20 protein-coding genes are annotated in these 20,236 nt (G+C 68.6%); 11 read left to right on the top strand and 9 right to left on the bottom strand.

All coding sequences use genetic code 11. The features are described 5' to 3' along the window. Positions 1–175 precede the first annotated feature (175 nt). The 4 genes from LW840_RS08545 to LW840_RS08530 are packed head-to-tail and all read left to right on the top strand — an operon-like array spanning position 176 to position 5,600. Entirely contained in the window at positions 176–1,588 is a 1,413-nt protein-coding gene (locus LW840_RS08545; protein ID WP_291268322.1) for a Glu/Leu/Phe/Val dehydrogenase, read from the top strand. Continuing rightward, entirely contained in the window at positions 1,585–3,795 is a 2,211-nt protein-coding gene (locus LW840_RS08540) for a prolyl oligopeptidase family serine peptidase (RefSeq protein WP_291276807.1), read from the top strand. The genes LW840_RS08545 and LW840_RS08540 overlap by 4 nt, the downstream gene beginning before the upstream one ends. A 5-nt stretch (positions 3,796–3,800) precedes the next feature. Continuing rightward, positions 3,801–4,727, top strand: a complete 927-nt coding sequence (locus LW840_RS08535) for an alpha/beta hydrolase (RefSeq protein ID WP_291269274.1) — start codon at positions 3,801–3,803, stop codon at positions 4,725–4,727. Positions 4,728–4,736: 9 nt separating this feature from the next. Then, on the top strand, positions 4,737–5,600 hold the full coding sequence (locus LW840_RS08530; RefSeq protein WP_291273956.1) for a matrixin family metalloprotease: 864 nt from the start codon (positions 4,737–4,739) through the stop codon (positions 5,598–5,600). 244 nt (positions 5,601–5,844) lie between these two features. Here the strand turns inward: LW840_RS08530 and LW840_RS08525 are convergent, their stop codons facing one another. Genes LW840_RS08525 through LW840_RS08515 form a run of 3 tightly spaced genes read right to left on the bottom strand, consistent with a single transcriptional unit; the run spans position 5,845 to position 8,599 of the window. Next, a complete protein-coding gene (locus LW840_RS08525; protein WP_291276806.1) occupies positions 5,845–7,164 on the bottom strand; it encodes a PDZ domain-containing protein in 1,320 nt (439 codons plus the stop codon). Between the two features lie 12 nt (positions 7,165–7,176). Beyond that, the gene (locus tag LW840_RS08520; protein WP_291273955.1) at positions 7,177–8,001 is read right to left on the bottom strand and encodes a hypothetical protein; all 825 of its coding nucleotides are present in this window, start codon (positions 7,999–8,001) and stop codon (positions 7,177–7,179) included. Continuing rightward, on the bottom strand, positions 7,988–8,599 hold the full coding sequence (locus LW840_RS08515) for a sigma-70 family RNA polymerase sigma factor (protein WP_291261113.1): 612 nt from the start codon (positions 8,597–8,599) through the stop codon (positions 7,988–7,990). Before LW840_RS08515 ends, LW840_RS08520 begins: the two co-directional genes overlap by 14 nt. A 337-nt stretch (positions 8,600–8,936) precedes the next feature. Between LW840_RS08515 and LW840_RS08510 the strand changes: the two genes are divergently transcribed. Both LW840_RS08510 and LW840_RS08505 read left to right on the top strand, forming a co-directional pair. Further along, entirely contained in the window at positions 8,937–10,475 is a 1,539-nt protein-coding gene (locus tag LW840_RS08510) for a serine hydrolase (RefSeq protein WP_291276805.1), read from the top strand. A 49-nt stretch (positions 10,476–10,524) separates the two neighbouring features. Further along, positions 10,525–10,875, top strand: coding sequence for a metal-sulfur cluster assembly factor (locus LW840_RS08505; protein ID WP_291261115.1), 351 nt, complete (start codon positions 10,525–10,527; stop codon positions 10,873–10,875). Positions 10,876–11,072: 197 nt separating this feature from the next. On the opposite strand, the gene LW840_RS08500 is transcribed toward LW840_RS08505, so the two are convergent. Beyond that, positions 11,073–11,624 (bottom strand): signal peptidase II, encoded by a 552-nt coding sequence (locus LW840_RS08500; protein ID WP_291276804.1) that lies wholly within the window; start codon positions 11,622–11,624, stop codon positions 11,073–11,075. Positions 11,625–11,880: 256 nt separating this feature from the next. After that, positions 11,881–13,053 carry an HRDC domain-containing protein gene (locus LW840_RS08495; RefSeq protein WP_291261117.1) on the bottom strand — a complete coding sequence of 391 codons (1,173 nt, stop codon included), beginning with the start codon at positions 13,051–13,053 and terminating at the stop codon, positions 11,881–11,883. A gap of 39 nt (positions 13,054–13,092) precedes the next feature. On the opposite strand from LW840_RS08495, the gene LW840_RS08490 reads away from it, so the two are divergent. The 3 genes from LW840_RS08490 to LW840_RS08480 are packed head-to-tail and all read left to right on the top strand — an operon-like array spanning position 13,093 to position 15,817. Continuing rightward, on the top strand, positions 13,093–14,415 hold the full coding sequence (locus tag LW840_RS08490) for an AI-2E family transporter (RefSeq protein ID WP_291276803.1): 1,323 nt from the start codon (positions 13,093–13,095) through the stop codon (positions 14,413–14,415). Beyond that, complete coding sequence (locus LW840_RS08485; RefSeq protein ID WP_291261119.1) at positions 14,412–15,209, top strand: alpha/beta fold hydrolase; 798 nt, start codon at positions 14,412–14,414, stop codon at positions 15,207–15,209. Before LW840_RS08490 ends, LW840_RS08485 begins: the two co-directional genes overlap by 4 nt. Further along, positions 15,206–15,817, top strand: coding sequence for an isoprenylcysteine carboxylmethyltransferase family protein (locus LW840_RS08480; protein ID WP_291276802.1), 612 nt, complete (start codon positions 15,206–15,208; stop codon positions 15,815–15,817). The genes LW840_RS08485 and LW840_RS08480 overlap by 4 nt, the downstream gene beginning before the upstream one ends. A 175-nt stretch (positions 15,818–15,992) precedes the next feature. Here LW840_RS08480 and LW840_RS08475 read toward each other — a convergent pair whose 3' ends face one another. The 4 genes from LW840_RS08475 to LW840_RS08460 all read right to left on the bottom strand — a co-directional run bounded on the left by LW840_RS08475 (position 15,993) and on the right by LW840_RS08460 (position 17,733). Next, complete coding sequence (locus LW840_RS08475) at positions 15,993–16,256, bottom strand: ferredoxin family protein (protein WP_291261121.1); 264 nt, start codon at positions 16,254–16,256, stop codon at positions 15,993–15,995. 100 nt (positions 16,257–16,356) lie between these two features. After that, a complete protein-coding gene (locus tag LW840_RS08470) occupies positions 16,357–16,662 on the bottom strand; it encodes a YhbY family RNA-binding protein (protein WP_291268332.1) in 306 nt (101 codons plus the stop codon). After that, positions 16,659–17,264 (bottom strand): M23 family metallopeptidase, encoded by a 606-nt coding sequence (locus tag LW840_RS08465; protein WP_291276801.1) that lies wholly within the window; start codon positions 17,262–17,264, stop codon positions 16,659–16,661. Before LW840_RS08465 ends, LW840_RS08470 begins: the two co-directional genes overlap by 4 nt. A gap of 55 nt (positions 17,265–17,319) precedes the next feature. Continuing rightward, positions 17,320–17,733: a hypothetical protein gene (locus tag LW840_RS08460; RefSeq protein ID WP_291261124.1), complete on the bottom strand. Its 414-nt coding sequence runs from the start codon at positions 17,731–17,733 to the stop codon at positions 17,320–17,322. Between the two features lie 249 nt (positions 17,734–17,982). On the opposite strand from LW840_RS08460, the gene LW840_RS08455 reads away from it, so the two are divergent. Continuing rightward, on the top strand, positions 17,983–18,687 hold the full coding sequence (locus tag LW840_RS08455) for a helix-turn-helix domain-containing protein (RefSeq protein ID WP_291261125.1): 705 nt from the start codon (positions 17,983–17,985) through the stop codon (positions 18,685–18,687). Further along, positions 18,684–20,117 (top strand): Fe-S cluster assembly protein SufB, encoded by a 1,434-nt coding sequence (gene sufB, locus LW840_RS08450; protein ID WP_291268334.1) that lies wholly within the window; start codon positions 18,684–18,686, stop codon positions 20,115–20,117. The genes LW840_RS08455 and sufB overlap by 4 nt, the downstream gene beginning before the upstream one ends. Positions 20,118–20,236 lie beyond the last annotated feature (119 nt).

Raw genomic sequence — 20,236 nt, 5'->3', positions numbered from 1 at the left:
CCGGCACGCACACGGCCGAACCCTGAGGAACGGGGCCCGTACCACCGGCCTCGGCGCTCCCCGTTGCGCGGTTCCCCCGCCTAGCTTTGTAGGTACATCTGCACGGTTTGCACAGGCTCGTGTTTGCCGACGTTGGCGAACGGGCGAGCCGCCTCCCACCTCTCTCCCCCGCCCCGTGTCCACGAGCTTCCTGGCCCAGGTGAACGCCGCGTTCGATCGCGCCGCCGCTCACACGAAACACGACCGTACGCTCCTCGAGCAGATCCGCGCCTGCAACGCGGTCTACATGGTGAGCTTCCCCATTCGCCGCGACAACGGCTCCATCGAGGTCATCCATGGATGGCGCGCCGAGCACTCGCAGCACAAGTCGCCCACCAAGGGGGGCATCCGCTACGCGCCCAATGTGAGCGACGACGAAGTGCAGGCCCTTGCGGCCCTCATGACGTACAAGTGCGCCATCGTCGACGTACCCTTCGGCGGCGCCAAGGGCGGCGTGAAGATCGATCGCCGCCAGTACTCGGAAGCGGAGCTCGAGCGCATCACGCGCCGCTACACCTTCGAGCTGGTGCGCAAGCGCTTCATCGGCCCCGGCATCGACGTGCCTGCCCCCGATTACGGCACGTCCTCCAAGGAGATGGCGTGGATCGCCGACACCTACGCCTCACTCGCCAACGGCGAACTCGACGCCATTGCCTGCGTGACCGCCAAGCCGCTCGCGCAGGGCGGCATTCGCGGCCGCACGGAAGCCACGGGCCGCGGCGTCTTCTACGGCCTGCGTGAAGCGTGCGACGACGGCGAGGCCATGAAGCAGCTCGGACTCACGCGCGGCCTCGAAGGCAAGCGCGTCATCGTGCAGGGGCTCGGCAACGTGGGCTACTGGGCCGCGCGCTTCCTGCAGGAAGCGGGTGCGCTCGTGGTGGCGATTGCCGAGTACAACGGCGCCGTGGCCAACGAGAAGGGGCTCGACATCGTGGCGCTCGATGCCTGGCGCAAGCAGCACGGCACGCTGCTCGGCTTCCCCGGTGCCACGGACATCCCCAACGCGATGTCGGCGCTCGAACTGCCCTGTGACATCCTCGTTCCCGCCGCGCTCGAGCATCAGCTCACCGCAGACAACGCGCCGCGCATTCAGGCGAAGATCATCGCCGAAGCCGCCAACGGGCCCACCACGCCCGAAGCCGAGGCGATCTTCGCCGCCCGCGGCATCCTCGTGCTCCCCGACGTGTGGCTCAACGCCGGTGGCGTGATCGTGTCGTACTTCGAGTGGCTCAAGAATCTCTCGCACGTGCGCTTCGGCCGCATGCAGAAGCGTCACGAGGAGGAGACGCTGCGCAAGCTGCTGCGCGCCATCGAGAGCAAGACGGGGCAGACGTTCACCGACGCCGAGGCGCTGTCGCTCACCGAGGGAGCCGACGAGGAGGATCTGGTGGCCTCGGGGCTCGCCGAGTCGATGATCGTGGCGTATCGCCAGCTGGCCGAGGTGCACCGTGGCATTGGCGACCCCGCGGTCACGTTGCGGACGGCGGCCATGGTGAGTGCCATCAACAAGGTGGCGCAGTCGTACGTCGACATGGGCATCTTCCCGTGAGGCGGCCGCGGCGGTCGGTGGCGCTGCTGCTGGCGGCGCTGCCGGGCGCGGCGGTGCTGCCCGCCGGGCGCGCCGCCGCGCAGTCACTCACCCTGCCGCAGGTCGTGCAGAGCGGCGCCATCACCGGCAGCACCCCGGGGCCGGTGGTGTGGGCACCGGACAGCCGCACCATGGCCTTCGTGTGGGACAGCACCGGCGGCAACGGCACGCGCGACGTGTGGCTGGTGAGTGCCGACGGCCGCACACGCCGGGCGCTGTCGCTCGCCGCCGAAGGGGCACCGGCCGCTCGCGGCGCCGCCGTACGCGAAATCGCCTGGCGCGCCGACAGTCGTGCCCTGTACCTGCTGCGTGGCGAGCTGCTGCTGCGCGCGACGCTCGCTGATGCTCCGGCGGGGCGCGTCGCGCTCGACACCATGGCGGTCGTTGCCACCGACGCGCGCGAACTGGCGCTCTCGCCGACCGGCGATCGGGCCGCCTACGTGCGCAATGGCGATGTGTGGACGGTGTCGCTCACCGCCCCACGGGCCACGCCGGCACCGCTGACCCGGGTGAGCGTGCCGTCCATTGCCACCGTGCCGCTCGGTACGTACGCGCGGCTCGACCGCGAGATCGGCTCCGGCACGTGGGGTACCGCGGCGCCGTCGTTCGCGTGGGCACCCGATGGTCGCACCCTGGCCGTGCAGCTGGTGGACCGGCGGGCGGTGCGCACCGTGCCGTTCCCGTACTATCTGGGCGCCGACACGCAGCTCAACCAGCTGCGTCGCTCGTACCCGGGGGATCCCAACGAATCGCGGCAGGTGGCTCTGGTGGATGTGGCCAGCGGCACCCTCACGCCGCTGGCATTCGAGGACCCCACGGCCGTGCAGATCCTCAACTTCGCGTGGTCGCCGCAGGGCGTGCTCATGGTGGACCGCGAAGCCGACGACGCCACGCGTCGCTGGGTGCACGTGGTGCGCCCGGGCGCGGCACCGCAGCTGGTGTACAGCGACCGCCGCGAATCGCGCATCTACACCGAACACGGGTCCACGTGGGCGCACGATGGCCGTTCGCTGCTGCTCACCACCGATCGCGACGATCGCTATCGAGTGTACGCGGTACTTCTGAGCGACACGACGCCGGTGCCCGTGACGCCGGCCACGAGTGACGTGCAGGGCGCCGCCATGGCATTGCCCAATGGCGCGGTCGCCTGGCTGTCATCGGCTCCGGTGGTGAGTGAACGGCATCTCTGGCGCATGGATCGCGGGAAGGCCCCCGTGCAGGTCACGCGCCGCGCCGGTACGCACCGGGTGTTCATCGCCCCCGACGGCCGCGCGGTGGCGAGCATCGTGAGCGACGATGTAACGCCGCCGCATCTGGTGTTGGTGAGCGGGCCGCGTGGCGCCGAGCAGGTCATCACCACGCCCGGTGGCGCGGCGCTGGCGGCGGCCCGGGTGGCGGCACCGCAATACGTGCGCTTTCCCGGTGCCGGCGATGTGCCGGGTGCCGACTCGCTGCACGCCAAGCTGTGGCTCCCCGAGGCGGCCACGCGTGGCGAACGCGTGCCCGTGATCTTCGGGCCGGTGTACTCCAACACGGTGCGCAACCGGTGGGGCGGCACGTATGCCCTGCTGCAGCAGCTGCTCGTACAGCGCGGCTATGCCGTGATCCAGGTGGATGTGCGCGGCAGCACGGGGTACGGTCGCGCCTTCCGCGAGGCGTTCCTCTTCGAGTGGGGCGGCAAGGATCTCGACGATCTCGCGGCCACCAAGCAGTGGCTCGGCGCGCAACCGTGGGCCGACACCGCACGCACCGGCATCTTCGGATCGTCGTACGGCGGTCTCATCACGGTGTATGCGCTGTTCACGCGGCCCGGGCTCTTCAAGGCCGGGGTGGCGGGCGCGTCGGCCACCGACCCTCGGTTCTACGGAAGCGACGACGTGGCCATCACGCGCCGGCCGCAGTCGCACCCCGAGGCGTTCAAGCGGGGCGCGCTGCAGTACGCGGGCGGGCTGCAGGATCACCTCATGCTCATCCACGGGCTCATGGATGACGTGGTGCCATTCAAGACCACGGCCGATCTGGCCGAGGAGCTCATGCGGCAGGGGAAGGATTTCGACATGGTGATCGCGCCGAGTGCGACGCACGGATGGACGGCGCGGCCGCAGCATGCGCGTTACCTGCTGGGCAAACTGGTCGCGCACTTCGACCGGTATCTGGGGCGGCGCTGACCGCCGTGTCCGCCCTGGACCGCTATCTCGCCTTCCGTCGCACGCTGCCGCCGCGGCCACCACTGACGCGGCGCACGGTGCGGGCACGCGGGCTTGATTTTGCCGTGTACGAAACACCGCCGGTGGAGGGCGCGCCACCACTGCTGTGCATCAACGGCGGCTTGCTCTTCGATCACACGCTGTTGTGGCCGGCGCTGGCCCCGCTGGCGACCCACCGGCAGCTCATGCTGTACGACCAACGCGGCCGAGGCGCGTCGCAGGCGCCACCCGGTATGCAGGCGTCGCGCATTGCGTTCGACGCGGGGGACGTGCCCGCGCTGCGCGAGGCGCTCGGCATTGCCCAGTGGGATGTGCTGGGTCACTCGTGGGGGGGCGGCATCGCGATGCTGGCCACCGCCCTGGACGTCGCCACGACTCCCGCAGCCGTACGGCGGCTGGTGCTGGTGAACGCCGTGGGGGTGACCGGCGACTGGTTGCCGCGGCTGCATGACGCGGGGCTGGCCCGACTCACGGGGGCTGCGCACGACCGACTGGCCGCGTGCGATGTGCAGGCGCTCACGCGCCCCGATCTCACCGTTCACGCCGACTATGCGCAGGCGTACTTTCCGGCCTGGTTCGCCGACCCGGCGTTTGCGCGCCACGTGAGCGCGCCGCGCGGCCACAGCGAAACCGGCGCCCACGTGGCGGCACGTCTGCGCCGTGACGGGTACGATTGGCGCGACCCGCTTCGTGACCTGCCGGTACCGACGCTCGTCGTCCATGGCGCGGCAGACGTCCTGCCGCTGTCGGAGGCCGAGCGTACCGCGCGGTTGCTGGCGCGCGCGCACCTCGTGCCCATTCCCGAGGCGGGGCACAACCCTTTCTGGGAAGCACCCGACGCATTCTTTGCCGCGGTGCACACCTTCCTCGCGGAGGACGCGCCGGCCTCCTGAGTTGCACCTGTGAAGCTCACCGAAACGCTGCTCGCCTGTGGTGTGGTGGGACTCGCCTGCTTCATTGGTGGGCAGACGCTGGGAGCGCGGCGGGCGGTTCTCGACGAGGCGGACGGCACGATTGCCGGCAGGCCGGCACGCGGGATCGCGCGTCCCACCGGCGACTCGGGCCCGGGGAGCTCCGCGGGCAACCGGACAGGCAGCGGGACGGGAACCAGCAGCAGCGTGGGCGGCGATACCGACATCGGCCACGTCGAGGAGATCCTGGTGACCGGTGGCGAACGGCGCGACCGCCGCCGTGACCTCGACGATGTACGCCGCCGCCTGACCGTTGGAGCGAGCGGCACCTACCTGGATGAACTGCTCACCGCCCGCGACTCGGCGATCGCCCGCTGGCCCGAGCGGGTCACGCGGCCGTTGCGCGTCTTCATGCGCGACGCCGTGGCGTTGGAGGGGTGGAATTCCGATTTCGCCCCTGCCGTACGCGATGCCTTCGATACCTGGACGCAGGCGGGCATTCCCGTGCATTTCACCTTCGTGCGCGACTCGGCGGGCGCCGACATCACCGTGCACTTCGTCGATCACTTCGCGAACGGCATCAGCGGGAAGACGGTGTGGAGCCGGGACGGCAGTCACTGGCTGCTTTCAAGTGACATCCAGCTGGCCGTGTCCCATCCCAATGGTGGCACCATCACCGCGCCGCAGATGCGGGCCATTGCGCTGCACGAAGTGGGACACCTGCTGGGCCTCGATCACACCACGAACGCCGACAACATCATGTCGGCCCGCGTGCGGGTGCGCGAGCTGAGTGACGCGGACAAGGCGACGGTACGTCTGGTGTACTCGGTGCCGGCGGGGTCGGTGAAGCGGTAGCCGGGGGCGGGCCGGCAGTCGGGGTCGACCGCAGACGGGAGACGGCAGGAACCACAGTGTGCAGGCCGCAGGGATGTGGTCGAACAAAACGGGCGCCACTGCTTCGCAGGGCGCCCGATTTCCTTTGCGGTTGGGACATCGGCGGCGGCGCGCAGCGCACGCCGCCGTGTTGTTCTTCCGCATCCCTGCCGTCTGCCCACTGTGGTTCCTGCCGTCTCCCGTCTGCAGTAGACCCCGACCGCCGTTACCGCCCGCCTATCGTCACCACCCTCGGCGCCGCCCCACGTGCCTGCACCTGCAGGCGCGCGTCGCGTGCCCCCTGCATGACGCGCCGCAGCACGTTCACGTCGCGCACCGCCAGGCCGTTCACCGTGCGCACGACGTCACCAGCCTTGAGTCCGGCGTCGGCCGCCGGGGTGCCGGCGGGCACACGCAGGACCAGCACGCCGGGCTCGAGCCCGAGACTCTGCGCGAAGTCGGCGTCCATGGTGGCGAACTGCGCCCCGGCGAGTACGGCCACCCCGTTGGGGCTGAACATCTGGAGCGACAGCTGCGGCGGAAACGGCGCCGACCGATCGGGGGTCCCCCGCAGCAGGAGGCGCACCGGCGCGGCGGCGCTTTCGTCGCGGCGCGCGTCCACCTGCACCGGCACCTCACGCGGCTTGCCGGCACGGCGCACCCGCACCTTTACCGTGCTGCCGGCGGTGATGAGCTCCGCGTAGTTCACCGCCGCCTGCATCACGTCGCGCCCGTTGTACGCCACCAGCGTGTCCCCGGCGGACAGGCCGGCCCGCGCCGCCGGTGAACCCACATCGACCGTCTCGACGAGCGGGTACTCGCAGTGACTCGTCATCACGCCGTCGGGTGTGACGATGCGGATCTGTGCACCGCTCAACGACAGGCCCATGTACCCCGACGGCGCCACCAGCGCCCCCGGCAGTGCCGCTTCCGCCTCACCGGCGAACGCCGCCACCTGCGGCTGCAGCGCGCGGATGACGCGATTGACCTGGGGCGCGATCAGCACGAACGTGCTGTCGACCGCCCGACGCACCAGGGGCGCAACGCCGCGCATCATCGCCTCCATGTCGATCGTCACCGGACCATTCCCGCTGTCCACCGTGACGAACATGCGCCGCCCGGTCACCGGCGGCGCGTAGACGGGCGCACGTTCCACCCGCTCGGCATTTTCGTCACGCGTGAAGCGCACCACCACCTGCATGAGCGAATCCATACCGCGCCGCACCTGCGCAATGCGCTGCAGCTGGTCGCGTTCGAGCTGCTGCTGCTGCTCGAGCGTGAGCGCCGCACTCTCCAGCTGGCGCTTGAGGCGCAGCAGCGCCAACCCCTCGGGCGCGTGCACCAGCGGCGACGGTGACGATTCGAGTTCGGTGCAGACGTTGGTGCTGGTGAGCGGTCCCGGGGCCACCCGCCTGACGGTGGCGCGCGTGCGGCTGCTCACCGGCGTCTGCGCATCGAGCACCCCGGTCACGAGCCCCGTGGCCGCCAGCACCGCCAGCAGCGGGGCGGTATGCCGCCGAGAGGTCGTGCCGCCCGTCTCCCTCATGCCACCCATCGCTCAGTACCGTTCGATGATCTTGTCCACGGGCAGGGCGCTGCTGAGCGCCTGCAACGTGGCCTCGCGCGCACTGTACGCGGCGAGATAGTAGTGATTGAGCACCGGATCCTGCGGCGCATCCCGCAGCGCCACGCGCGAGGCTTCCATCATCTGGTCCAGTGCTGCCAGACGCGCCCGGAACACCTCCGGATCACGCATCGTCGTGTCGTTCGATGCCAGCCAGAGTGACGCCCGTTCGTACTCCCGCTGCGCTTCATTGAGCGCGAGAGTGGCCTGCTCCACACTGCCGTACGTCTCGTCGGCAAACGGGCGTTCGGCCAGCGACACCGGCGCGACGGGCGCCCGCCGCGCGCCAACAGCAGCGCCTGCCAGGGACACTGACGCCCCGGTCAGCGCCGTACCGCTCGTGAAGCGCCCCAGCATGGCCCCACCGCTGACCAGCACCAGGGCGGCAGCGGCCTGCCGCCAGCGGGACGCCACCGCGCGACGTGGCGCCATCGTGGCGGGGCTGTCGGCACCCGGTCGCACGACATGCTGCGCGGCCGCCGCGTTCTGCCCACCGGTGACCCACGACGCCCCCGCACGCGCTGCCTCGCTCCGGCCCACGCCGGCAAGGATGGCGTCGAACTCGACCAGTCGCGGTGCGTCGGGCGATGGCGGCTGCGCCCCCAGCGCGCCAGCCATCGCGACGACGGCCGTCACGGCCTCGTACTCCGTGCGGCAATCGGCGCACGCCGCCAAATGGGCAAGCTCGCCAGCCGACAGAGGAACGTCGTCGAACGCCGCCAGCCGCTCGGCAGCGAGGTGCGGACTACTGGGCTGCATAGGTTCCACCATAAGACTCACCATATCCGTCTGCAAAATGCCGGGCCGCGCCTTCGTGGCCACGCCGCTGCTCCACGAACGGCGCCAGGAGCCGCCGCAACTTCGCCCGCGCCTTGAAGAGCTGCGACTTGGAACCACCGGCAGTGATCCCCAACTCGGCCGCGATCTCCTCGTGCGTGTACCCCTCGACGTCGTGCAGCAGGAACACCGTGCGGGCGCCTGGACTGAGCTGCCGCGCCGCCTCGTCGATGCTCTGCGCCAACATGCGGCGCTCCGCATCCTGTTCCACGATCGCCGAATCCTCCTCGATCCCCGTTTCGGTGGCCGCCAGCCGCTTCACGCTGCGCAACGCATTGAGCGTACGATTGATGGCCACCCGATGAATCCACGTGCTGAACTTGGCGTCACCACGCCAGGACGGGAGCGCACGAAATATCTGGATCCAGACCTCCTGCGCGATATCCTCGGCAAGGTCGGGATCTCCGGCGAGGCGGCGGACGACCGCGTCCACGTGCGGCGCATGCTGATTCCACAGCAGCCGCATGGCGCGTTCATCCCCGTCAATCGCCCGTCGAACGATGGCGGCGTCAGTCTCCATGGGGGCTGTGGAATCTGTCACAGGCGGGCGGGGGATGGTTGCCTGCGGCGTTTCATGACAACGCAGGGAGCAGGGGAAGGCGTTCAGGGGGCGGGGGGGAACGCCACGACCGGCGTCCTTCTTCCTGACTGCCTTCCCCCCTGCCCCCTCCCTTGCGACCCGGTGACGTCATGTCACACACCCGCCGTTGCCCCCGGACGGTTTCACCCGTCCGGGGTATTGACGGGGGTGACCGGTCGCCTTAGATGCCTTGAGGGCACGGAGGGATCGTCACGTGGGCGGCACCGCGCGCGGCCCCGTGCATCCCTTCGCCATACTCTACGGCCGGATAATCCACGTGTTCCTGCTCGCCGCGCTTGCCATCGCTGCCGCCGACGTCACTGCCGTGGCCCGGCCGTTGCCGGGCGGCCTCCCCGAACGGGAGCCGGCGGCGGTCGGCATGTCGGCCGAACGGCTGGCCACCATTGACCGGGTGGTGCAGCGCGGCATCGAGGCGGGCGGGTATCCTGGTGCGTCGCTGGTGGTGGGGCGCAAGGGATACGCCATCTGGCAACGCGGCTACGGCACCCTCGACTGGACGCGCACGTCGCGCGTGACCGCCAACGAAAGCCTGTACGACCTGGCATCGCTCACCAAGGTCGTGGCCACCACCACGGCCCTCATGGTGCTCTTTGACCAGGGGAAGGTGGAGCTGGATGCCCCCGTTTCGACGTACCTCCCCGAATTCAGCGGCGGGCTCAAGGACCAGGTCACGGTGCGTCACCTGCTCACCCATCGCGCGGGCCTGTCGGCGGGACGCGAACTGTGGCGCATGGCGAGCACACCGGCGGAAGCTCGCGCCGCGGTGATCAGCTCCCCCATCAACTGCACACCGGGCGCCTGTTACGAGTATTCGGATCTGGGCGCCGACCTGCTCGGGTTCATTGCCGAGGCGGTGAGCGGCGAGTCGCTCGAGGGGTTGCTGCAGAAGCAGGTGTTCCGCAAGCTGGCCATGAACGACACCCGCTTCCGGCTCTCCGACGCCGATGCGGCGCGCACTGCGCCCACCGAAATCGCGCCGCCGCGCGGGTATCCGCTGCGGGGCGAAGTACACGACGAAAACGCGTACGCGCTGGGTGGCGTGGCGGGGCACGCGGGGCTGTTCAGCACGGCCGCCGACCTGTCGGTCTTCGCCCAGATGCTCCTCGACGGCGGCGTGTACAACGGCACCCGAATCGTGGCCGACAGTACCGTACAGCTGTTCACGCGCCGTGCCGCCGGGCACCGCGCGCTGGGGTGGGACACCTGCGCCGGCGGCGCCGGGTGCGGGCAGTTCATGAGTGAGCGCGCCTTTGGCCACACCGGCTTCACGGGGACGTCGCTCTGGATTGACCCCGATCGCCAGATGTTCGTGGTGCTCCTGACCAATCGGGTGCATGCCGCGCGCGCGCGCCGCCCCAGCAAGGTCATCGCCGACGTGCGCAACGACCTCGCCGATGCCGCCGTGCTGGCCGTCATGGACGACCCGGGTGGCGTCATGGCCATGCCGGCCAGCTTCCGGGCTGATCTGGCCCAGGACTGGAATCGCCCCCTGCGGGCGCGCCGCGCCTCGAGTGCCAGTGCGCGCCGCAAGGCGGCCGCCGCCAGGCGCGCGGCCGCCAAGCGGTCGGCCGCCAAGGGCCGGTCGGCCAAGGGGAGCAGCGCCGCGCGCAGCACCGGCAAGGCGTCCAACTCGGCCGGGAAGCGGAAGGCAGTCGGCAAGAGCAAGGCAGCCGCCAAGGGCACCTCGGTCGCCAAAGGCAAGGCGGCCACCAAGCGCAAGTCGGTGGCAAGCGGCAAGAAGACCACCTCGGCCAAGCGTGGCGGCAAGGCGACGTCGTCCCGTTCCAAGGGCTGAGGAATCCCGAGTTGGGAACCGGGGATTGCTCTACCGACTATAGTTCGGTATGAACCCTGCCATGGACGAAGTCATGAGCGAAACGCCGGCCCCTGCCGCCGGTGCCGTATCGGCCGATCAGGCCAAGCTGGCACTGCGCCGGGTCAAGGATCCCGAGCTCAACCTCAACATCGTCGACCTCGGGCTGGTGTACGACATCACTGTCGAGGGGAGCACAGTGCGCGTGGACATGAGCCTCACCTCGCCGGGGTGCCCCTCGGGCCCCGAAATCATGGGTGAAGCGGAACAGCAGATCCGCACGCTCCCCGGGGTGACCGATGTCCAGATGAATCTCGTCTGGTCGCCGCCCTGGACTCCCGAGCGAATCGAACCGCGCGTCCGCGCGTACATGGGCTTCTGAGTGGGCATCGCCGTCCGGTGATGGACGGCGGGACTGCTTCCTCAGGGAGGCAGGGAGCGGGAAGCAGGAGGCAGGGAGAAGCATATGGGGAAAAGGAAAGACCCGGGCGCGGTGCGCTCCGGGTCTTTGTCATGTCCCACCCTGCTCCCTGCTCGTTGCCCGTTCGCCCAGCCCCCACCGGGCGAGGCTGGCAGCATTCACGCCATGCGCGCCCGCGCGGGTACGCCCTTTGCTCCCCGTTCCGCGCGCGCCATGCGCAGCACCGTGATCGCCACGGGGATCAGCATGAGCGCGCCACTCCAGAGGAACAGGTCGGCCACGTTGGCCACCATAGTTACGTTCTGGGTGAGTCGTACCGCGAGGAAGTCCGCCACACCCTTGGGGCCCGCCACGATACTGGCGAGGTTGCCGAGCGCCCCGCCGCTGACCAGACCGAGCGCCACCGTCGAGCGCGGATCGACCGCCGCCATGGGACGCACGACCGACAGGACCAGGCCAAGCGCCAGCACCGAGACCACCACGTTCAGGAGCCATACAAACGGCCCCACCACGGTTCCGCCGGCAGCACCGAGGTTCCACACCACCGTCAGCGAGAACCAGTCGGTAAGCGTGTAGAGGCCGTACTCCCCGAGCGACCGAACTGCGGCCTCCTTGGTCAGGAGGTCGATGGCCGCCGCGATGGCCGCCACTCCGAGGTAGCGGTGGAGGGGGGATTCGCCGGAGATCGGCGAAAGCGAGCGTGGAGGCATGGAGACAGACATGCGTCAGGCATCCGGAAGGAGTCGACTACCGTGTGCCAGTCCCCGTACGCACCTCACGTGCCGCAGCGCAGCCGTTCGTCACGTGGCCCATCGAGAGTCGAACACCGTACGCAACGTGCATATTTGCATGCAGTTACGGAAAACCCGCGTCGCCCCGTCCCTGCTCACCCCGCCCGCCTCGTTGGACGGGCGCCACAACCGGACGTTGCGCCACCCAACAGGAACGTGGCGCTGGTGCGACAGGTCAGCCGGGCTTGTACGGGGAATCGTCCTTGGCCGCAAAACCGGCGAGCGCCTTCACGAAATCGGCGCCCAGGACCTCGATCTGCCACTTTCTCAGCTCGGGAATCTCGGCGAGATCGTCCACGTGCCGCGGTTTGCGGCGGGCGACCGCCTCCATGCGGTCACGCGAGCAAAGCACGCCGGGGTCGAGGTCGAGCCTGGCCGCGACGGTATCGCGTACCGACTTGAGCCGTGCCACCCGATCGTCGAAGTCGGGCTCGCGATCCCAGCGCGCACTCTTGGGGAATCGCGGCAGTTCGGAGTCGGGCACGGCGTTGCCACGGGCGATCGCCTGCAGCGCCTCGGTGGCGCGCCCCTCGTTCATGCCGCGCGGAAATCCCTTCACGCCGAAGAGCGCCTCGCGCGTGGTGGGCGCCGATCGGGCGAGGTCGAGCAGGACCTCGTTGCCGGCCACGCGGAAGGTGGCGCGATCGAGTTCGGCGGCGATGCCGTCGCGCCACTGCACCAGTTCGCGCAGCCTGGCGAGTTCGCGGCGCGTGAGGTCCCGCGCTCCCTTGAGCCGGAGAAAGGCCGGATCGGCGCCGTCGGTGTCCCACCGCGTGCCCTCGGCACGCGCGAACTCCTCGCGCGCCCAGTGCAGGCGTCCCTTGCGTTCGAGTTCATCGTGCAGCCGGTCACGTAGCGCCAGCAGATGGCGTGTGTCCTGCGCCGCATAATCGAGCATGTCGGCCGTGAGTGGGCGCATGCTCCAATCGGCGCGCTGATGCTTCTTGTCCAGCTTCACGCTGAAGAACTGTTCGAGCAGGGCGGCGAGCCCGAACGCGCGAATGCCCAGCAGTTGCGCGGCCACGCGCGTGTCGAAGAGATGCGTGACACGCCACCCGTAATCCTGGTGCAGCAGGCGCAGATCGTAATCGGCGTCGTGCAGCACGACCTCGACGGTGCGATCCTCGAGCAGGGTGCCAAGGCGCGACGGCGTGCCGATGGGCAGGGGATCGATCACCGCTTCATGGTGCAGCGTGGACAGCTGCAGCAGATAGATGCGATCGACGAAGCGGTGAAAACTCGCGCCTTCGGTGTCGAGCGCGAGCGCGCGCACGCCGGTCAGTCCGGAGAGAAAGCGATCAACGGCGTCAGCCGTGTCGAGATAGAGAGGGGCGGGCGGCAGTGGCATGTCTCCCCGTAAGCTACACTGCTCGGTAGTTTCGGGACCATGACCATCAAGGACGAGACTCTGCTCCCCGACCCGCTCCCCCCGGAGCGGCGGGGCTGGCGCACCGCCGACCTCACGCGCGCGGCGCTCACGGTGCTGGCGGTGTGGTTTGGCCTGCAACTGCTCTGGTCGGTCCGCTCGCTGGCGATTCTCGTCTTCCTGGCGACGCTCTTCGGCGTGGCCGTGGCCCGCGGGGTCGATTCCCTCGAGCGGTTCCGCATTCGGCGCGGTATCGCGTCGGCGCTCATCGTGCTGGGGACGCTGGGGGCGATTGGGGGGGTGCTCGCCTTGACGGCCCCCACGCTGGTGGAACAGGGCCGGCAGCTGCAGCGGGAGTTTCCGGCGGCCGTGTCGAAGGTACAGACGTGGATCGACAGCAAGCGTGGCGGTCTGCTGGGGTCGCTCATTTCCTCGGCCGCCGGCACCGGCACGCCGGTGGACTCGATGGCCGCGGTGGTGCCCTCCGGCGGGGCCCCGGTAGCCCCGGCGGTCGACGCGTCCGGCCAGGCGGCGACCGAATCGGCCACGGAAGCCATCAAGCGCCGCCTCAGCGACGGCCTGGGAAGTGTCAGCAAGTATCTCTTTTCATTCGTGTCGAATACGCTGGCGGCCATCGCCGCCTTCGTGCTGCTGATCTTCCTGGCCATGTACATCGGCGCCGAGCCCGACGTGTACCGCGGGTGGATGCTGGCCATGGTGCCGGCTACGTCGCGGGCACAGACGCGCATCGTGCTGGCCGAGATCTCGAAAGTGCTGCGCAAGTGGCTGGTCACGCAGCTGGTCGCCATGGTTGTGATCGGCACGGTGTCGTACGTGGTGCTGCTGCTGCTCGGCGTGAAGGCAGCCTTTGCCCTGGGCTTCATCGCGGGGCTGCTCGAGTTCATCCCCACGGTGGGGCCGGTGCTCAGCGCCATCCCGGCGGTGCTCATGGGCTTCGTCGACTCGCCGGAAAAGGCGTTGGCGGTGGCCATCGCCTACTGGGGGATTCAGTTCGTCGAGAACAACCTGCTCATCCCCTTCCTTATGCGCGGGGAAATGGACCTCCCGCCGGCGATCACCATCGTGGCGCAGACGCTCATGACGCTGGTGTTCGGCTTCCTGGGCCTCATGGTGGCGGTGCCGCTCACCGCAGCGGTGCTCGTGCCGCTGCGGATGATGGCCGAGCGGGAGAACGCGCGGGAGAAGCTGCTCGTGCGCGGCAGCAAGGCTCGGCAGGATCTGATGCGGGCGGAGATCACACCGGAGGACGTGATGGGGGAGGCCGACCGTGGGCCCATGGTGGAAGCCGGTGACGCGCCCGTCGTCCCGACGACTCCGCCATGATCGCGCAGTTTCCGGGCTTTCGGATCGGGTACGACGATCAGGGGGAGGGACTCCCCGTCGTCTTTCTGCACGGGTTTCCGCACGATCGCACCCTGTGGGCAGTGCAACGGGTGGCGCTGGCGCCTCAGGCGCGGTGCATCGTGCCGGACATTCGCGGCTTCGGCCACAGCAGCACGCACGGCCCGTACTCCATGGACCAGTATGCCGATGATGTCGTCATGCTGCTGGATTCGCTTCGGCTCGAGCAGGCGGTGGTGTGCGGCCTGTCCATGGGGGGCTACATCGCGATGGCGCTCTGGCGTCGACACCCCGAGCGGGTACGCGCCTTCGTGTTCTGCGATACCAAGGCGGGGCCCGATACCGAGGAAGGACGGGTGCGCCGCGATGATCTGGCGGCGCTGGTCAAGCAGGGAGGAACCCGGGTCATTGCCGACGCGCAGATCACGGGCATGGTGGGGCCGGCGACGCGAAACCGGCGCCCGGAGGTCGTGGCGGCACTGCGGGCCATGATGGGGCGTCAGTCGGCGGCGGGGGTGATTGGGGCGCTTCAGGCGCTGCGCGACCGTCCCGATTCGCGGGAAACCCTGCGGACGATCAGCGTGCCGACGTTGGTGGTGGTGGGCGAGGACGATGCGCTGACCCCCATCAAGGAGGCGCGCGCCATGGCCGAGGCATTACCTTCCGCCGCGCGGGTGCGGCTCGAAATCATTGCGGGAGCGGGACATGTCCCCTGCCTCGAGCGCCCTGCCGCCACCACGCACGCCCTTTCCGACTTTCTCGCCACTCTGGCATGACCACCGACGCCGCCGCGCCCGCCATTTCCGCCGCCGAACGTTCCACCGCTGCCCGTATCGGGCAGGTGCTATTCAAGAATCGCGGCTGGCTGCCGGTGCCCTTTCTCGCGGTGCCCCTGCTCGCGCCCGGCAACCAGACCGCCACCACCTGGATGGTTGGCCTGTTGCTGGTGGCGCTCGGGGAGCTCATTCGCACCGCCGGCGTGGCGGCGGCCGGGACCGTTACGCGGCGACGGTCGCGCGACGTGCAGCGGCTGGTCACGTACGGCGCATTCGCCTGGTGCCGCAATCCCCTCTACGTGGGCAATTTCTTCGCGTGGATGGGCTTCACGGTCGTGAGCGGGGTGTTCTGGTTCCTGCCCGTCGCCATCGTGATTTTCGCGATCGAGTACACGCTCATCGTGCGCTACGAGGAGGGGGTGCTGGAATCGATCTTCGGGCAGGAGTATCTGGAGTACAAGGCCCGCACCCCGCGCTGGTTCGGGCGTCCGCCGGCGGGGAGCACGGAAGGCCCGCACGACTGGAAGGAAGCCATCTGGAGCGAGCGGTCGACGCTGCTGCAGTACGTGGTGATCATCGCGGCGTTCTGGTACAAGGGCCAGCTGTAGCCGTTGCCTCCTTCCTGCTCCCTGCTCCCTGCTCCCTGCGTCCTGCCCCCTGCGTCCTTTTCGCGGCTCCAGGAGGGAGCAGGACGCAGGCAGCAGGACGCAGGCAGCAGGATACAAACAAAGGGCCGCCACGCGATGCGTGGCGGCCCTCATGGCAATGCGACAGCGCCGATGATCAGCGTGTGGGGCGCCCCGGCGGGTTCGCGCCGTTGAAGACGTCCTTGTTCTTGCCGATGAAGCTCTTCAGCTGCACCGGTACGTCTTCCTCGGGGAAGATGGCCGTGACCGGGCACTCGGGCTCACAGGCACCGCAGTCGATGCATTCGTCGGGGTGGATGTACAGCTGGTCCTCACCCTCGTAGATGCAGTCGACGGGACACACGTCGACGCACGACTTGTCCTTGACGGAAATGCAGGCTTCAGTGATGACGTAGGGCATGGGACGAAGCTCGGGTCTGGCCAGCCGGAACGGTGGTAGCTGGCGATGCGGGAAGATACTACGCGGTGAACGCGGAACAAGCGCGGAGAGTGTCCGGACGTTACCGGCGCCAGGGCGGCAGCTCGCCGCGCTTGAGCTCCGGATTCTCCCGGAAGAGCGTGAAGGTGCGGCCGATGACCTGGATGACCTCGGCCCCCATTTGTTGCGCGGCGTCGTTGGCGGCCGCCTTCGCCGAGAGCTCACCCCCCTTGGCCACCTGCACCTTCACCAGTTCCCGGGTCCGCAGCACATCGTCGAGGCTCTGGAGCAGGGTCGGCGTGATCCCCGCGTGCCCGATGTGCACCAGGACGTCGAGGTGGTGTGCTTCGGAGCGCAATCCCGCACGCTCCTTGCCGGTCATGCTCATGGACGAATCCCGTCGAAGGCGAAAAACGAAAACGGATTGATCGGGGGACCGTCCCACCAGGCGCGCCCGCGACCACGTTTCATCACCTGGAAATGCAGGTGGGGGGTCTTGGGGGACGCATTCCCCGTCGTTCCAACGTAGCCGATCACGGACCCCTTGGCGACTCGATCGCCCACGGCGAGGCCGCGGCGATACCGCTCGAGATGCGCGTAGTAGTACACGAAGCGCTCATCGGCGTCGTAGGCATAGATGACGATGCCGCCCACGGGCCCCTCAGCGAGCCGCCCGATGATGTGATCGGTGGCGGCCATGACCGGGGTGCCGCGCGGGGCAAGCAAATCGAGGGCGCCGTGGAGGCGTCCGTTGCCGCGCGGGGCGGTGAAGTTGTCCCGAATGGTATGCCGCGCCGCCCCCTCGACGGGGATCATGAGCTGTCGCTGCCACAGGGCGTCGAGATCGTCGTCGGTGACAGCGGCGTCGCGGGGGCCGTTATGGCCGGGCGTGGCTCCGATGGCCCGCGTCGGCGCGGGCGCTCGTTCGGGCGGCCGGGGAGCGGGGAGCGGCTCCGGTTCCGCTCGCGTGCGCGAACAGGCCGCCAGCATTACAGAAACACCAATGAGCCATAAACGCACCAGACCAAGACTGCTCAACCGCCAGCTACCCTTTGACGACCTGGGGGCGGAAGTACGGCTCGAGATAGCGCAGCAGGTCTTCCACGGTGCGCACTGACGTCTTGAGGCTGTCGAGCTCCTGGGCGCGCGGCAGCCGAGCCCCGGCGCGATCGGCGATCACCAGCACGGCGTCCTCGAGATCGAGATCGGCAAGTCCGAAAACGCGGGCGAGGTCGTCGGTCGGATTGACGATGTACTGCGGTTCCTGCGCCCCGTGCCGCTCGGCGAGATAGCCGTACACCTGCGCCAGCAGATTCTCGGGAAAGCGGCCGCGGAACGCGTCGCGGAAGCGGGAGAGCCCATCCCGCTCGATAGACTGACGATTGATGCGTGTTGCCCGGGCCAGCGCGAACAGCCCCAGCAGCAACACCACTATGGCTACCGATACGGACAGTCGCACTACCGCAGCACCCGTGGCAAAAGTGAGATGCGTGTCGCGGCCATCATTGGCGGAGCAGCTTCGTTGACGGCGCGAACCCCTCGCTCGCGACCGGTCTGGTCCGAACGCCGACCCGAATGACGCATGTCATACAGTACACCATTTCACAAGGCGGGGAAACTCCCGCCGGAGCGCGACCTGTCCCTCCAGATCCACTGCATTCGTGCACACTTTCGTTGACGAACTCAAATGCCGAACTATATTGTCGGCATGGAGGACGTCGTTGGGGCGCTTGGGGGATTTCGCGGGGTTCGTGCCGAATTGCTGGTCGCGCTGCGCAAGGCGCAACCGCTCACTGCGCACGAACTCGGCGAGCAGTTCGGCCTGACCGCCAACGCGCTGCGCCGGCACCTCAAGGCGCTCGAGGAGGACGGGCTGGTGCGCTACGAGCGGGACGTGCGTGGCGTGGGGGCCCCGGTGTTCGCCTACTCTCTGACCACGGCCGGGGAAGCGCTGTTTCCGCGGTCGTACGTCCAGGTGCTGGCCACGGCGCTCGAAGCGTTACGGACCCATACGGGCGAGCAGGCCGTTGAGGCGGTGTTGGAGGCCGAGTGGCGTCGGCTGGCAGATGAAGCCGGGCCGGTACTCGAGGCGTTGCCGTTGGAAGAGCGGGTACCGCTGGTGGCCGAGCTGTTGACGGCCAAGGGATACATGGCGGAGGTCGTGTCGACCTTGCCGGAGCGCATCGTGGATGAGGGGGCGAGCGAGGCACCGCGCGTCACGCTCCGCATCCACAACTGCGCGATGCGGGAGATCGCCGAGCGGTTTCCGCAGGCATGTGCAGTGGAAGAAAAGTTCGTGGAGCGACTGCTGGGTGTCCCGCTCGTGCGCCAGGCGCATCGGCTGGGCGGCTGCGGTCACTGTGAATATGGCGTGTCAGGTCACCTTTCGACGGTGAAACAGGAGCAGGCATGAGTTCGACCATCGAGCAGCTGGTCAATCGCGAGTACCAGTACGGGTTCAGCACCGACATCGAAACGGAAACGTTGCCGCCGGGGCTGACCGAGGACACGGTCCGCTTCATTTCCGCCAAGAAGCAGGAACCGGAGTGGCTCCTCGAGTGGCGCCTCAAGGCGTTCCGCCGCTGGCAGACCATGACCGAGCCGCATTGGGCGAACGTCACCTATCCGGCCATCGACTACCAGGCGGCGAGCTACTGGAGCGCCCCCAAGTCGGTGAAGCCGCTCGCCTCGCTCGACGAGGTCGACCCGGCGCTCCTCGAGACGTACAACAAGCTGGGCATCTCCCTCACCGAGCAGAAGCGACTCTCCGGCGTGGCCGTGGACGCGGTGTTCGACTCGGTGTCGGTGGGCACCACCTACAAGGAAGAACTCGCGAAGCACGGCGTGATCTTCATGAGCTTCGGGGAGGCGGTGCGCGAGCACCCGGAGCTGGTGCGGCAGTACCTCGGCTCGGTCGTGCCGTACAGCGACAACTTCTTCGCCGCGCTCAACAGCGCCGTCTTCTCCGACGGGTCGTTCTGCTACATCCCCAAGGGCGTGCGCTGCCCCATGGAGCTCAGCACCTATTTCCGCATCAACGCGGCGGAAACGGGGCAGTTCGAGCGCACGCTCATCGTGGCCGATGAGGGGGCCTACGTGAGCTACCTGGAAGGGTGCACCGCGCCGAAGCGCGACACCAACCAGTTGCACGCGGCGGTCGTGGAAATCGTGGCGCTCGACAACGCCACGGTGAAGTACAGCACCGTGCAGAACTGGTACGCGGGCGACGAGCACGGCGTGGGCGGCATCTACAACTTCGTCACCAAGCGCGGCAAGGCGATGACGAACGCCAAGATCTCGTGGACGCAGGTGGAGACCGGCTCGGCCATCACCTGGAAGTACCCCAGCGTGATCCTGCAGGGCGACCACAGCGTGGGCGAGTTCTACTCGGTGGCCGTGGCCAGCAAGAAGCAGCAGGCCGACACGGGTACCAAGATGATCCACATCGGCCGCAACACGAAGAGCACCATCGTGTCGAAGGGCATCAGCGCCATGCAGGGGCAGAACAGCTACCGCGGCAAGGTGCAGATCCTGCCCAAGGCCGAGGGGGCGCGCAACTATACGCAGTGCGACTCGATGCTCGTGGGCAATGCGTGCGGTGCGCATACGTTTCCCTATGTGGAAGTGGGGAACAACAGCGCGACGCTCGAGCACGAAGCGTCCACCTCGAAGATCGGTGAGGACCAGATCTTCTACCTCAAGGCGCGCGGGCTCGACGCCGAGCAGGCCGTGAGCATGATCGTGAGCGGCTTCTGCAAGGAAGTGTTCAAGGAGTTGCCCATGGAGTTCGCGCTCGAAGCGCAGCAGCTGCTCGGCATCACGCTCGAGGGGTCGGTGGGGTGAGTTGACGTGGGCGTCGGGGAGTTTCGGGTATCCGGTTGCGGGTACCCCGCTCCTGATCGACCCGCCACTCGCCACCCGAAACCCGAAACTCCTCTGCTTCACACAAAATTTCCTACTTC

The sequence above is a fragment of the Gemmatimonas sp. genome (assembly GCF_021298855.1).
Classification (GTDB): Bacteria; Gemmatimonadota; Gemmatimonadetes; order Gemmatimonadales; family Gemmatimonadaceae; genus Gemmatimonas.
Note: the sequence above shows the minus strand (reverse complement) of the source record. Positions and strands in the feature narration are given on the sequence as shown.